This window comes from Streptomyces sp. NPDC096311, assembly GCF_044763085.1.
Classification (GTDB): Bacteria; Actinomycetota; Actinomycetes; order Streptomycetales; family Streptomycetaceae; genus Streptomyces.
Genome location: NZ_JBIWFN010000022.1, coordinates 116,343 through 128,932, shown reverse-complemented (window position 1 = coordinate 128,932; position 12,590 = coordinate 116,343). Strand labels below are relative to the sequence as shown.

The 12,590-nt window shown below is 69.7% G+C and carries 12 protein-coding genes and 1 tRNA gene; 7 read left to right on the top strand and 6 right to left on the bottom strand.

What is annotated here, in order from left to right:
• The first annotated feature begins 5 nt into the window (after window positions 1–5).
• The 4 genes from efeB (at window position 6) to ACIRA5_RS41830 (ending at window position 5,111) form a co-directional block, all read left to right on the top strand.
• Complete coding sequence (gene efeB, locus ACIRA5_RS41845; RefSeq protein WP_403700266.1) at window positions 6–1,304, top strand: iron uptake transporter deferrochelatase/peroxidase subunit; 1,299 nt, start codon at window positions 6–8, stop codon at window positions 1,302–1,304.
• A gap of 34 nt (window positions 1,305–1,338) precedes the next feature.
• Window positions 1,339–2,274, top strand: coding sequence for a prephenate dehydratase (gene pheA / locus ACIRA5_RS41840; protein WP_403700263.1), 936 nt, complete (start codon window positions 1,339–1,341; stop codon window positions 2,272–2,274).
• A gap of 711 nt (window positions 2,275–2,985) precedes the next feature.
• The gene (serS, locus tag ACIRA5_RS41835; protein WP_403700260.1) at window positions 2,986–4,263 is read left to right on the top strand and encodes a serine--tRNA ligase; all 1,278 of its coding nucleotides are present in this window, start codon (window positions 2,986–2,988) and stop codon (window positions 4,261–4,263) included.
• Complete coding sequence (locus tag ACIRA5_RS41830; protein ID WP_403700257.1) at window positions 4,260–5,111, top strand: HAD family hydrolase; 852 nt, start codon at window positions 4,260–4,262, stop codon at window positions 5,109–5,111. Before serS ends, ACIRA5_RS41830 begins: the two co-directional genes overlap by 4 nt.
• 14 nt (window positions 5,112–5,125) lie before the next feature.
• Here the strand turns inward: ACIRA5_RS41830 and ACIRA5_RS41825 are convergent.
• The 6 genes from ACIRA5_RS41825 to ACIRA5_RS41800 all read right to left on the bottom strand — a co-directional run bounded on the left by ACIRA5_RS41825 (window position 5,126) and on the right by ACIRA5_RS41800 (window position 9,376).
• A tRNA-Ser gene (locus tag ACIRA5_RS41825) sits at window positions 5,126–5,210 on the bottom strand.
• Window positions 5,211–5,493: 283 nt separating this feature from the next.
• Window positions 5,494–5,727, bottom strand: coding sequence for a hypothetical protein (locus tag ACIRA5_RS41820; protein ID WP_403700255.1), 234 nt, complete (start codon window positions 5,725–5,727; stop codon window positions 5,494–5,496).
• A gap of 133 nt (window positions 5,728–5,860) precedes the next feature.
• Window positions 5,861–6,580 (bottom strand): ABC transporter permease, encoded by a 720-nt coding sequence (locus ACIRA5_RS41815; protein ID WP_403700253.1) that lies wholly within the window; start codon window positions 6,578–6,580, stop codon window positions 5,861–5,863.
• A gap of 9 nt (window positions 6,581–6,589) precedes the next feature.
• The gene (locus tag ACIRA5_RS41810; RefSeq protein WP_054236923.1) at window positions 6,590–7,501 is read right to left on the bottom strand and encodes an ABC transporter ATP-binding protein; all 912 of its coding nucleotides are present in this window, start codon (window positions 7,499–7,501) and stop codon (window positions 6,590–6,592) included.
• Window positions 7,498–8,403 (bottom strand): ABC transporter permease subunit, encoded by a 906-nt coding sequence (locus ACIRA5_RS41805; RefSeq protein WP_403700250.1) that lies wholly within the window; start codon window positions 8,401–8,403, stop codon window positions 7,498–7,500. Before ACIRA5_RS41805 ends, ACIRA5_RS41810 begins: the two co-directional genes overlap by 4 nt.
• A complete protein-coding gene (locus ACIRA5_RS41800) occupies window positions 8,393–9,376 on the bottom strand; it encodes an ABC transporter ATP-binding protein (RefSeq protein WP_403700426.1) in 984 nt (327 codons plus the stop codon). Before ACIRA5_RS41800 ends, ACIRA5_RS41805 begins: the two co-directional genes overlap by 11 nt.
• Window positions 9,377–9,634: 258 nt before the next feature.
• Between ACIRA5_RS41800 and ACIRA5_RS41795 the strand changes: the two genes are divergently transcribed.
• From ACIRA5_RS41795 to ACIRA5_RS41785, 3 genes are read left to right on the top strand one after another with little or no spacing between them, the layout of a single operon-like run.
• Complete coding sequence (locus tag ACIRA5_RS41795; protein WP_403700248.1) at window positions 9,635–11,395, top strand: SDR family oxidoreductase; 1,761 nt, start codon at window positions 9,635–9,637, stop codon at window positions 11,393–11,395.
• Window positions 11,392–11,535, top strand: a complete 144-nt coding sequence (locus ACIRA5_RS41790; RefSeq protein WP_403700245.1) for a hypothetical protein — start codon at window positions 11,392–11,394, stop codon at window positions 11,533–11,535. The genes ACIRA5_RS41795 and ACIRA5_RS41790 overlap by 4 nt, the downstream gene beginning before the upstream one ends.
• A gap of 27 nt (window positions 11,536–11,562) precedes the next feature.
• A complete protein-coding gene (locus tag ACIRA5_RS41785; protein ID WP_403700242.1) occupies window positions 11,563–12,507 on the top strand; it encodes a MerR family transcriptional regulator in 945 nt (314 codons plus the stop codon).
• Window positions 12,508–12,590 lie beyond the last annotated feature (83 nt).

Genomic DNA, 12,590 nt, shown 5'->3' with positions numbered 1-12,590 from the left:
TCACCATGGCTGACCAGCCCACTCCGGAAGCCACCACGGAAAAGACCCCTCCAGGAGAGGCCGTTTCCCAGAAGCCCTCTTCTGGCGGGGTCTTTTCCCGGCGCCGACTGCTCGGCACCGCCGGTGCCACAGGTCTCGCCCTGGGCGCGGCCGGAGGTGCCGCCGGGTACGCGGCAGCGCCCGCCGCCGACAAGGCCGCGCCCCTGACCTCGCTCGGCGCGGACGCGGTGATGTTTCACGGGAAACATCAGCCCGGCATCACCACCGCACTCCAGTCCCGTGGCCACCTCGTCGCATTCGACCTGGCCGCGGGCGCGGGCCGCAAGGAGGCCGCCGCACTGCTGCGCCGCTGGTCGACGACGGCCCAGCGGCTGATGGCGGGCGAGGCGGCCGCGCAGGACGACACGGACGTCGCCCGTGACGCCGGACCGTCGTCCCTGACGGTCACCTTCGGCTTCGGAAACAGCTTCTTCGCCCGGACGGGTCTGGAGAAGCAGCGCCCGGTCGCCCTCGACCCACTGCCCGACTTCTCCTCCGACCACCTCGACAAGACGCGCAGCAACGGCGACCTGTGGGTCCAGATCGGCGCCGACGACGCCCTCGTCGCCTTCCATGCCCTGCGCACGCTCCAGAAGGACGCGGGCAGCGCGGCCCGGCTGCGCTGGCAGATGAACGGCTTCAACCGCTCGCCCGGCGCCACGGCCCAGCCGATGACGGCCCGCAACCTGATGGGCCAGATAGACGGCACCCGCAATCCGAAGCCGTCCGAGTCCGACTTCGACCGGCGCATCTTCGTGCCGGCCGCCGGCAACCCGGCCTGGATGGCGAACGGCTCCTACGCCGTCGTACGCCGGATCCGAATGCTCCTGGACGACTGGGAGAAGCTGTCGGTCAAGGCCCAAGAGGACGTCGTGGGGCGGAAGAAATCCACCGGGGCGCCGCTGACCGGTGGCACCGAGACGACCGCGATGAAACTCGACAAGACCGATGCCGACGGCAACCTGGTCGTCCCCCTCAACGCGCATGCCCGGATCACCCGGCCCGACCAGAACGGCGGCGCCGCGATGCTGCGCCGCCCGTTCTCCTTCCACGACGGCTTCGACACGGACGGGGTGCCCGACGCGGGCCTGCTCTTCGTCTGCTGGCAGGCGGATCCGCTGCGCGGCTTCGTCCCGGTGCAGCGCAAGCTCGACCGCGGCGACGCCCTGTCGACCTTCATCCGCCACGAGGCGAGCGGGCTGTTCGCGGTGCCGGGCGGGGCGGCGGAGGGGGAGTACGTGGGGCAGCGGCTGCTGGAAGGGTGATCCGTGCGGGACGGGGCCCATTAGGGTGACGGGTATGTCGGCGACGCGCTACACCTATCTCGGCCCCGAGGGAACGTTCACCGAGGCCGCCCTCCGCACGCTCCCGGAAGCCGCGACACGGGAGCTGGTGCCCATGGTGTCCGTGCCGGCCGCGCTCGACGCGGTGCGCGCGAGCGAGGCCGCGGGCGCCCTCGTCCCGATCGAGAACTCGGTCGAGGGCGGTGTCACCGCCACCCTCGACGAACTCGCCAAGGGCGAGCAGCTGATGATCTACCGCGAGGTCGTCCTGCCGATCGCCTTCGCCCTGCTGGTCAGGCCCGGCACGGCCCTGAAGGACATCAAGACGGTCACCGGCCACCCGGTCGCCCAGCCGCAGGTGCGCAACTGGCTCGGCACCCATCTGCCGAACACCGTGTGGGAGTCGGCGGCCTCGAACGCGGACGGTGCCCGGCTGGTCCAGGAGGGCCGGTACGACGCGGCCTTCGCGGGCGAGTTCGCGGCAGCGACCTACGGGCTCGAACCGCTGGTCACCGAGATCCACGACGCAGCGAACGCCGAGACCCGCTTCGTGCTGGTCGGCCGTCCGGCCCGGCCCGCGGCCCCGACCGGCGCCGACAAGACATCCGTGGTCATCTGGCTGGGCGACGACCACCCGGGTGCGCTGCTCGAACTGCTCCAGGAGTTCGCCGTGCGCGGCGTCAACCTGATGCGGATCGAATCACGGCCGACCGGCCGGGGCATCGGCAACTACTGCTTCTCCGTGGACGCCGAGGGCCACATCACCGACCGCCGTGTGGGCGAGGCGCTGATGGGGCTCAAGCGCATCAGCCCCCAGGTGCGCTTCCTCGGGTCCTATCCGCGGGCCGGGGTCGCCCTGGAGGACGTACGGCCGCTGCGGCCCGGGACGTCGGACAGTGCGTTCTCGGCGGCGTCGGACTGGCTGGCGCGCTGCCAGGACGGACGGTTCTAGGCCGGCGGGACGGACAGTTCTAGGCCGGTTCCAGGCCAGATTCAGAACCAGAGCCGGATCCAGGCCGGATCAGGGCCGGATCAGGCCCGTTCGGGTTCCCGCGTCGGCGGCTCCTCGGCGCGGGCTTTTCCACTGCCCTTCTCCGCATTCCATCAGTCCTACCTGCTGATATTCGTCATCCACAGATGTTATCCACAGGTGTGCTTCTCGACCTGGGGACAAGTCGACAAGGAAGCACTACATCGTCGACAAATCGGCCCACAGGGCCCAAGTTCGTCCACAGCCCCGCACGTCACCCCTCGTCCACTCTTTTCCCTTGATCAATCCTTTGGAGCGAAGCATTTCCACTCGAACGTGGGTGTACGGATGGTTTGACCCGGGAATTCTTCGCCCCACATGCGGCTTTCGGAACGATCACCTCCGAAGTCCACAGATCTTCCGCACAGCCTGTGGATAACTCTGCGGAGGCATGGATCCCTGTGGACAACCCTTCTCAAGTACCGCTCTCCACAAGGGAATCCAGTCAACCACCTGATTACCGTCTGCCCCGTTTCAGGGAGTACCGTCCCTTTTATTGACGCGGACCGGCACGCATGGGTGATCATTGGCGATCAAGGAATACCGACACGGCATTTCACTCATAACGTCACAGAAGTGACGGAGTGGAATATCGAGTCGATGGCCGGAAGCGGGCACCGGTAGCCTTGAGGGGTGATTGACCTTCGCCTGCTCCGTGAGGACCCCGACCGTGTTCGCGCCTCCCAGCGCGCCCGTGGAGAGGACGTCGCCCTCGTCGACTCCCTCCTCTCCGCCGACGAGCGGCGCAGGTCGTCCGGCGTCCGCTTCGACGAGCTCCGATCCGAGCAGAAGGCGCTCGGAAAGCTGATCCCCAAGGCGTCCGGCGACGAGAAGGCCGAGCTGCTGAGGAAGGCCGGGGAGCTCGCCGCCGCCGTCAAGACCGCCGACGCCGAACAGCACGAGGCGGACGAGGAGACCAAGCGTCTGCTCCTCCAGCTCGGCAACCTGGTCCACCCGGACGTCCCGGTCGGCGGCGAGGAGGACTTCGTCGTCCTGGAGACGCACGGCACGATCCGCGACTTCGGCGCCGAGGGCTTCGAGCCCAAGGACCACCTGGAGCTCGGCGAGGCGCTCGGCGCCATCGACGTCGAGCGGGGCGCCAAGGTCTCCGGCTCCCGCTTCTACTACCTGACGGGTGTCGGCGCGCTCCTGGAGCTCGCCCTCGTCAATGCGGCGATCGCGCAGGCCACCGAGGCCGGCTTCACGCCGATGCTGACCCCGGCCCTGGTCCGCCCGCGCGCCATGGAGGGCACCGGCTTCCTCGGCCAGGCCGCGGAGAACGTGTACCACCTGGAGAAGGACGACTACTACCTGGTCGGCACCTCCGAGGTCCCCCTCGCGGCGTACCACATGGACGAGATCCTTGACGCCGACCAGCTGCCGATGCGCTACGCGGGCTTCTCGCCGTGCTTCCGCCGCGAGGCCGGCACCTACGGCAAGGACACCCGCGGCATCTTCCGTGTGCACCAGTTCGACAAGGTCGAGATGTTCTCGTACGTCGACCCCGCGGACGCGGAGAACGAGCACAAGCGGCTCCTGGACTGGGAGAAGCAGTGGCTGACCGGGCTCGAGCTGCCCTTCCAGGTCATCGACGTGGCCTCGGGCGACCTCGGTTCCTCCGCGTCCCGCAAGTTCGACTGCGAGGCGTGGATCCCGACCCAGGGCAAGTACCGCGAGCTGACCTCGGCCTCGAACTGTGACGGCTTCCAGGCCCGCCGCCTGTCCGTGCGCATGCGCGACGGCAAGAAGGTCCAGCCGCTCGCCACGCTGAACGGCACGCTGTGCGCCGTCCCGCGCACGATCGTGGCGATCCTGGAGAACCACCAGCTGGCCGACGGCTCCGTGCGGGTGCCCGAGGTGCTGCGTCCGTACCTGGGCGGCCGTGAGGTTCTGGAGCCGATCTCCAAGTGACCGCCGCCGCCGGGTCGACCGGTCCGACCGGATCCACGGGTCCGACCGGATCGTTCCCCTACAGGCTCGTCGCGACCGATCTCGACGGCACGCTGTTGCGTTCCGACGAGACGGTCTCGGAGCGCACGCGTGAGGCACTCGCCGCGGTGACCACGGCGGGCGCCGCGCACATCGTCGTCACCGGGCGCGCGGTGCCCTGGACCCGGCACATCCTCGACGACCTCGGCTACGAGGGCCTCGCGGTGTGCGGACAGGGCGCGCAGGTGTACGACGCGGGGGAGCACCGGCTGCTCACCTCGGTGACGCTGGACCGGCAGCTGGCCGGGCTCGCGCTCGCCAAGATCGAGGCGGAGGTCGGACCGCTGCTGCTGGCCGCGAGCCGCGACGGGCTCGACGGCGAGGTACTGGTCGGCCCCGGCTACCGCAGGCAGGACGGCTCGCTCCCGGTCGTCCCGATCAGGGACGCGACGGACCTCTGGTCGGCCCCTCTGAACAAGGTGTACGTGCAGCACCCCACGCTCTCCGACGACGAACTGGCCGCGGTGGCTGCCAAGGTCGCGGGCAGCCTGGTCGGCGTCACCATGGCGGGCGCGGGGATAGTGGAACTCCTCCCCCTCGGCCTCTCCAAGGCCACGGGACTGTCCCTCGCCGCCCGTCGGCTCGGTGTGAAGGCGGCGGACACGATCGCCTTCGGTGACATGCCCAACGACATCCCGATGTTCGCCTGGGCGGCCCACAGCGTGGCCATGGCGAACGCCCACGACGAGCTCAAGGCTGTCGCGGACGAGGTGACGTCCTCGAACGAGCAGGACGGCATCGCGGTGGTGCTGGAGCGGTTGCTGGGTTAGCGGGTGAGAGCTCGCGGAGGATGCGCGGATCGAACGCGCGCGGGGTTGACCCCGACCACGGCTTAGCAAGCCGGTGCCTTGCCTCTCGGCCAATCCTCCGGGTGGGCGGCCCGCGCGACATACGCGCGCTCGAAGCGGCCGCCCCGGGCAGCCCCCCGTGCGGGCGGGCTCCACGGAGGGGTAACTACTCCTGAGCCTGCCGCGGGCTGCCCTGTAGGGAGCTCGACGGACTGCTACTCATGGGCATCGTCGCGCTCCTCTCCCAGAACGTGGCGCCGACTCGATGCGGCGACGTGGACATAACTACTGTGCCCGGACGCCGACTTGGACGCCACTGAATAAAGCCGCCCCGCAAAGGGGGTTGTCGACGGCTCAAAGAGAGTTACCGGCGGCGCCACTTGCGCCGACGTGCCTTGCTGAAGAACCACCCCGCGGGCGGCTCGTCGGAGCGCCAGGGCTGCGGGTCGGGTCCCCCCTCGCGCCAGCGGGCGGCGAGCATACGGGCGCGGGCGGACGGCTCGGTCGTCTCCGCCGACCGTATGAAGCTCTCGTCAAGTACGAGGCCGTCCCAGACGTCCTCGGTCTCCCTCTGTCCCTCACCTTGCGGTTCCGCCATCCCCGTTCCTCCTAGCCGCGCGTCCCATCTGCCCAGTCTGCCGGGACAGAGGTGAAGCCACTGTCAAGAAAAAAAGGGGGCGCCACGCGCGCGTGCATGGCGACAACCGGCACGCGCGCGTGGAACCCCCGGCTCACTCCTCGCCGGCCAGCGTCAGCGACCGCAGCCGCTGCCCGGCGTACCAGGTGGCGAGCACGGTGACCACGACCAGGAGCACCGTGGCGGTGGGCAGGCCCACGTCCGAGGTGACGAGGTCGCCGCCGGTGACCTTGTGGCCTACGGCGAGCGCCCACTGCTGGACGCTGAGCGTGCGCGCGCCGGACACCAGTGACCCGAACAGGGCCTCCCAGACCAGCGCGTAGACGAGCCCGAACACCACCGCGTGCCGGGTGACCGTCCCCAGCAGCAGGAACAGCGCGGCATACGCGATCGAGGCGACCAGCGCCGCCACGGTGTAGGCGACGGCGACCTGCTGGCCGTTGCCGTTCAGGATCATGCCCGCGATGAACGTCGGCAGGGCGGAGAACGCCATGGTGACGCCGATCGCGACGATCAGCTTGGTGAAGATGATCGTCGGCCGCTTCAGGGGCTTGGCCAGCAGATACACCACCGAGCCGTCGTCGATCTCGGGGCCGATCGCGCCGGTGCCGGCGATGACGCCGATGATCGGCACCATCGTGGCGAGCGCGAAGCCGCCGAGCAGGTCCGATGCCACCTGGTCGTCGGCTCCGGCGAAGCTGCGTACGGCCGCGGAGATCACGATGAGCAGGACGGGCAGCGCACAGAGGATGAGGGCCCGGCGGCGGCCGAGCAGGGCTCGATAGGTGAGCCGGGCGACTGTGGGGTCGTACATCTTGGCCTCCTACGCCGCGACGAGATACGAGAAGACGGACTCGAGGGACTCGTCGGACGGCGAGACCGTGAGCAGCCGGATGCCGTGCTCGCGCGCGACGCGCGGCAGCAGCGCCGTGAACCGGCCGAAGTCGACCGCCTGGATGCGCAACGCGCCCTCGGCCAGGTCCACTTCGATGCCGGACGTCGACGGATCGGCGATCAGCGCGGCGGCCAGTACCCGGTCGTCGCTGGAGCGCACCAGGTAGCGGTGCGGGCGGTCGGTCATCAGGCGCCGGATGCGGCGGAAGTCGCCGCTGGCCGCGTGCCGTCCGGCGACGATCACCTCGATGTGGGCGGCGAGCTGTTCGACCTCTTCGAGGATGTGGGACGAGAACAGCACCGTGCGGCCCTCGTCGCCCATGCGGCGCAGCAGGTCCATGAGCTGCATGCGCTGGCGCGGGTCCATGCCGTTGAAGGGCTCGTCGAGCAGCAGCAGGGACGGGTCGTGGACGAGGGCGGAGGCCATCTTCACGCGCTGCCGCATGCCCTTGGAGTACGTGGAGATCTTGCGGTCCTGCGCGTACTCCATCTCGACCGTGGCGAGCGCCCGCTGGGCGGCCTTCGCTCCGAGGCCGTGCAACTCGGCGTTGGCCACGACGAATTCCTGGCCCGTGAGGAAGTCGTACATCGCCTCGCGCTCCGGGACGATGCCGATGTGCTTGTAGATCTGTTCGTTGCGCCAGACCTGCCGGCCGTCGAGGGTGACGGTGCCGGTGGAGGGGGCGAGGAAGCCGCCCATCATGTTGATGAGGGTGGACTTCCCGGCGCCGTTCGGGCCGAGCAGGCCGGTGACGCCGGGGCCGATCGTCATCGTGATGTCGTTGACCGCCACCACGTTGCCGAACCAGCGCGAGACATGGTCGATGTTGAGCGTGGTCACAGCCCGACCTTTCGGTAGCGGCGCAGCAGGAGGCCGTAGGAGCCCGCGATGAGCCCCAGGACGACGACGAGGTAGACGACTCCCTGCCCGGACGAGGGGCCCTCCCCGCCGGGGAAGGCGGAGGTGGCGCCGAGGAAGGCCGTCTGCACCCCGTCGATGAGCGTGATGGGAGAGAAGAGGCCGAGCCAGGGCACGGCCGAGGAGCTGGACTGCTCGAAGGCGATGGCCTGGACGGTCGACACGGCTCCGTAGGAGATGGTCAGCGCTGCGATGACGGCCGCGATGCCGAAGCCGCGGCGCGGGGTCACCGACGAGATGACCAGGCCGATCCCGGCGAAGAGAAGCGACAGCAGCGCCACGGAGACCAGCCCCTGTCCGAAGCCCTTCGTCTGGTCGGAGAAGTCGAGCTTCGCCAAAAGCGCCCCTACGTAGAGCACGATCAGGGGCGCGGCCGTCAGGACGAACAGCGCCGAGGCCAGCGCCGCGTACTTGGCGCGTACGTAGTCGACGGTCTCGATGGGACGTGAGAAGTACAGCGGCACGGTCTTGAAGCGCAGGTCGCGGGAGACGGACTGCGGTCCCTGGGAGGCGACGTACAGGCCGATGACGGCCTGCATGATGACCGCGTAGCGCGTGTAGTCGACCGGCAGGGCCTTCGCCTTGGTGGCGACCGCGACGGCCACCATGATGAGTGCGGGGACGCACATCACCACGAAGAGCAGCATCGGCAGCACCTTGGACTTGACCGAGCGGCCCAGGCCGTAGGAGCCGCGCAGGGACTGCGAGTACAGCGAGCGGCGGGCGTAGGCGCGGCCCAGGCGCGGGCCGTCGTAGTGGCGGTAGCCGATGTCGTGGATCCGGGTCTGCTCACCGCGGGGGGTGAGGGACTGCTCAACTGCCATGGCCCACTGCCTCCTTCCGTACGCCCTGCACGTCCGTCCCGTCCGTCTGTTCCTCGCGGAAGACCTCCGCGATGTGGTGGCGCCGCTGTTCCATCCGGATCAGGCCGAGGCCGAGGTCGGCGACGACGTCGCGGACGAGGTCGTAGGTCTCCTCGCCCTCGGCGGTCAGCAGCAGGATGTGGCCGGCGCCCGGCAGCCCGCTGCCGTCGTGGGTCTCGACCCCGCGCGCGTGGAGCGCCTCGCGGACCGTGCCGGTGCCGTCCGGGTGCTCGTCGCTGTCGGTGACCTCGATGGCGAGGGTCGTCGTGGTCTGGGTGAAGTCCGTGGTGGAGCTGGACCGCAGCAGCTTGCCGCCGTCGACGACCACGACGTGGTCGCAGGTGCGCTCCAGCTCGCCCAGCAGGTGCGAGGTGACCAGGACCGAGATCCCGAACTCGGTGTGGATACGGCGGATCAGGCCGAGCATCTCGTCGCGGCCGACCGGGTCGAGGCCGTTGGTCGGCTCGTCGAGGAAGACCAGCTGGGGGTCGTGGACGAGGGCCTGCGCGAGCTTGACGCGCTGCTTCATGCCCGTCGAGTAGCCACCGATGGGGCGGTAGCGCTCCTCGTACAGTCCGACATGGCGCAGGGTGTCCGCGGTGCGCTCGCGGGCCGCGGCCGGCGGGAGCCCGGACATGCGCGCCATGTGGACGACGAACTCGGTGGCCGAGACGTCGGGGGGCAGGCAGTCGTGCTCGGGCATGTACCCGACCCGCTCGCGGATGGCGCCGCCTTGGGTGGCGACATCGAGTCCGAGCACTTGGGCGCGGCCCTCGGTGGCGGGGGAGAGACCCAGCAGGATCTTGATCAGTGTGGACTTGCCGGCTCCGTTGGCTCCGACGAGTCCGGTCACACCGGGTCCGACGTCCACGGAGAGCCGGTCAAGAGCGGTCACCCGGGGGTACCGCTTGCTCAGGCTTTCGGTCGCGATCACAGTCACGTTGTCGAAGGTAGTGGCGCACGCCACAGCGGTCGTCAACCCATGGAGCTGTATCCGCGTCCGCCTCCAGTCGTACGGGCCCGTAGGGGTCCCCCTGAAGTCGAACAACCGGCGGGGATTTATCCACATCGGACCGGTTGTCCACAGGTGCCGAGCAGGCCTATTGACGCAGCCTCTAACAACTGTCACATTCGCCAGTGTCAAGTTACGGACACGTACCGTGCGGGGCTGGGCGAAGGAGAAGTGACTCTCGTGACTCTCGAAGGCGCGCGCGAGCGCCGGGTGCGGACGGGCGGGATCGAGCTGTGCGTCGCCGAGCTGGGCGATCCGGCAAGGCCCACGGTGGTGCTCGTGCACGGCTATCCGGACTCCAAGGAGGTGTGGTCCGAGGTCGCGACCCGCCTGGCGGAGCATTTCCACGTGGTGCTGTACGACGTCCGTGGCCACGGCGGATCGACGGCCCCGCAGCCACTGCGCGGCGGGTTCACCCTGGAGAAGCTGACGGACGACTTCCTGGCCGTCGTCGACGCGGTGAGCCCCGACCGTCCGGTGCACCTGGTGGGGCACGACTGGGGTTCGGTGCAGTCATGGGAGTTCGTCACGGTCGCACGGACCCAGGGCCGGATCGCATCCTTCACCTCCATGTCCGGGCCGTCCCTCGACCACTTCGGCCACTGGATCAAGCGGCGTGTGCGGCGGCCCACCCCGCGCCGGATCGGCCAGCTCCTCGGCCAGGGCGCCAAGTCCTGGTACGTGTACCTGCTCCACACGCCCGTGCTGCCGGAGCTCGCCTGGCGTGGCCCCCTGGGCAAGCAGTGGCCGAAGATCCTGCGGCGGGTCGAGAAGGTGCCTGCGGGTGACTATCCGACCCCCTCGCTGCCGACGGACGCGGCGCACGGCGCTTGGCTGTACCGCGACAACGTACGGGCCCGGCTGAGCAGGCCACGCCCGGACGCCTACGCGCACGCGCCCGTGCAGCTCATCACCCCCCTGGGGGACGGGTTCCTCTCCGAGCGGCTCTACGACGATCTGGAGGAGTGGGCCCCGCAGCTGGTGCGCCGCACCCTCCCGGACAAACACTGGATCCCGCGTACGCGGCCCGACCAACTGGCGTCCTGGATCACGGACTTCGTGCACGCCAACGAGGACGGCGTGCCGGTGCGGGACACCATCGCCCCGGGCAGGTACGCCGACCGGTTCGGCGGGCAGCTCGTGCTGGTCACCGGCGCGGGCAGCGGCATCGGGCGGGCCACCGCGCTGGCGTTCGCCGAGGCCGGCGCGCGCGTGGTGGCCGTCGACCGGGACGCGGAGGGCGCGGCGCGCACGGCGGAGATGTCCCGGCTGATCGGCTCCCCCGAAGCGTGGGCCGAGACCGTCGACGTCTCCGACGAGCAGGCCATGGAGAAGCTCGCCGAAAGGGTCGCCGGCGAGTACGGCGTGGTGGACGTGCTGGTGAACAACGCCGGGATCGGACTGTCCGGGTCCTTCTTCGACACCACTCCGGAGGACTGGAAGAAGGTTCTCGACGTCAACCTGTGGGGCGTGATCCACGGCTGCCGGCTCTTCGGCAGGCAGATGGCCGAGCGCGGGCAGGGCGGCCACATCGTCAACACCGCGTCGGCGGCGGCGTACCTGCCCTCGAAGGCGCTGCCCGCCTACAGCACCTCGAAGGCGGCCGTGCTGATGCTCAGCGAGTGCCTGCGCGCGGAGTTGGCCGGGCAGGGCATCGGCGTCTCGGCGATCTGCCCGGGATTCGTGAACACGAACATCACCTCGACCGCGCACTTCGCCGGGGTGGACGCGAGCGAGGAGAAGCGCCGCCAGAAGAAGTCGGCGCGGCTGTACGGGCTGCGCAACTACCCGCCGGAAAAGGTGGCCGGCGCGATCCTGCGCGCGGTCGTCCGCAACCAGGCGGTCGTACCCGTCACCCCCGAGGCGCGCGGCGGCCGCCTGATGTCTCGGCTGGCGCCGAGGGCGCTGCGCGCGATCGCGCGGATGGAGCCACCGCTGTGAGGTTCGTGGCCGCGCGCAACGGGGTCGTGGGCAAGGGCCTGTTGCCCACTCTGGAGGAGCACGGCACGGCCATGTCCCGCTGTCCGCGGCGGTCGTACCATCCCTCGCAGGAGGGCTCGCCGCGCGGGGCCGTCGCGTAGTACCCAGGGGGTCGGGAGGCAGACAGCGTGAACGACGAGCCGGTCCGGGTCGCGTACCGCATCGAGGATCTGTCGCATCACAGCGGCGCCACGGTCCGGACGATCCGCGCCTACCAGGACCGCGGGCTGCTCCCCCGCCCCGAGCGACGCGGTCGCGCCAACGTGTACGCGGACGCGCATCTGGCCCGGCTGCGGCAGATCGCCGACCTCCTGGACCGCGGCTACACCCTGGCCTCCATCAAGGAACTCCTGGAGGCCTGGGACGCGGGCCGGGGGCTGGGCGGGATCCTCGGGCTGGTCGCGGAGGTCGACGGACCGTGGACCGACGAGGAGGCCGTGCGCATGTCGCGGGCCGAGCTGGACGAGCGGTTCGGTGGCAGCCCGGACGACGCGGCGGTGGCGGAGGCGGTGGAGCTCGGGGTGCTGGAGCGCCTCCCCGGCGAGAGCGAGGTGTATCTGGTCCCGAGCCCCCAAGAGCTCGCTGTGGCAGTGGAGTTGTACGCGGCGGGCGTGCCGCTGTCCGCGATCTCGGGCCATCTGCGGGAGTTGAGGGGCAAGGTCGAGCACATCGCCGCGCGTTTCCTGGAGTTCACGACCGAGCACGTCTTCGCGCGCTATCTCGGTGAGCATCCGCCGAGCGATGCGGAAGCGGTCGAGGCGGCCTCCCTGGTACGCCGTCTGCGACCGCTCGCGCAGCAGACGGTGGACGCGGAACTGGCCCGTGCCATGCGGCTGTTCGCGACCCGACACCTGCGTGAACGTCTTGGGGCGGGGCCGACCCAAGACACCATGGAAGAGACGCGTTCCGTTCAGCTACCGGTCTCCACGATGCGCGCCGTGGAGACCTTGGTTGGTTCCGGACAGGCGGCCTCCTTCGTCGCGGCGGCAGCCGAACGGGAGGTCCAGGCCAGGACGTTGGACCATCTCACCTCAAATTACAACAATCACCATACCGTTGGCGAAACGCCCTAAATCTCCTGCGCGTTGTCCACAGATTCGTCAATTCACCTGTGGATAACAGGACTTGCTTGTGGATCAAACCTCCGCACCAAAAT

Bases quoted from the DNA above. Each gene is read 5' to 3' on its own strand.
- ACIRA5_RS41815 (WP_403700253.1), bottom strand. From the start codon at position 6,580: ATGTACGACCCCACAGTCGCCCGGCTCACCTATCGAGCCCTGCTCGGC.
- ACIRA5_RS41820 (WP_403700255.1), bottom strand. From the start codon at position 5,727: ATGGCGGAACCGCAAGGTGAGGGACAGAGGGAGACCGAGGACGTCTGG.
- efeB (WP_403700266.1), top strand. From the start codon at position 6: ATGGCTGACCAGCCCACTCCGGAAGCCACCACGGAAAAGACCCCTCCA.
- pheA (WP_403700263.1), top strand. From the start codon at position 1,339: ATGTCGGCGACGCGCTACACCTATCTCGGCCCCGAGGGAACGTTCACC.
- ACIRA5_RS41805 (WP_403700250.1), bottom strand. From the start codon at position 8,403: ATGGCAGTTGAGCAGTCCCTCACCCCCCGCGGTGAGCAGACCCGGATC.